Origin of the sequence: Pseudoduganella aquatica, from assembly GCF_009857595.1 — a bacterium.
Lineage (GTDB): Bacteria > Pseudomonadota > Gammaproteobacteria > Burkholderiales > Burkholderiaceae_D > Rugamonas > Rugamonas aquatica_A.
Genome location: NZ_WWCU01000131.1, coordinates 1 through 437, shown reverse-complemented (window position 1 = coordinate 437; position 437 = coordinate 1). Strand labels below are relative to the sequence as shown.

General features: G+C 70.0%; 1 pseudogene. It reads right to left on the bottom strand.

From position 1 onward, the window contains the following. A pseudogene (locus tag GTP77_RS29895) lies at nt 1-437 on the bottom strand (type VI secretion system tip protein VgrG); the annotation flags it as partial.

The following is a 437-nucleotide window of genomic DNA, read 5'->3' as shown; positions in this document are numbered from 1 at the left end:
TGGTCCTGCGCACGCGTGCCGGGGAAGCGGATCTTTACGCGGCCCATTTCGTCGCAATGCACTTCCTCGCCTTCCGGGCCGACCACGATGGCGCTTTGCATCTGCGGCTGCGGGAGGTCGGTGCGCGGGTCATAGGCGGGCACGATGGGGACGCCGCGCCGCACGGCGGTGAACTGGATGTGCATGCGCGAGCTGCCTTCGGCCACGTGCCCGGCCAGCTCCTGGCGCAGCTGCGCGTCGTGCGCGCCGTCCGCGTCCTTGCGCATCCAGCGGTTGCGGGCGAACAGGCGTTCCACGCGTGCGGCCAGCGCCTTGGGCAGGTTGTTCTGCGCGGTCACCTGCAGCGCCGTGACGGTGAAGTCGCGCTCCTCTGCGGCGTGGCTGCTGATCTCCGGGTGGCCTTCGAGCGTGAAGTATTCGCCCACGCACAGGTCGCG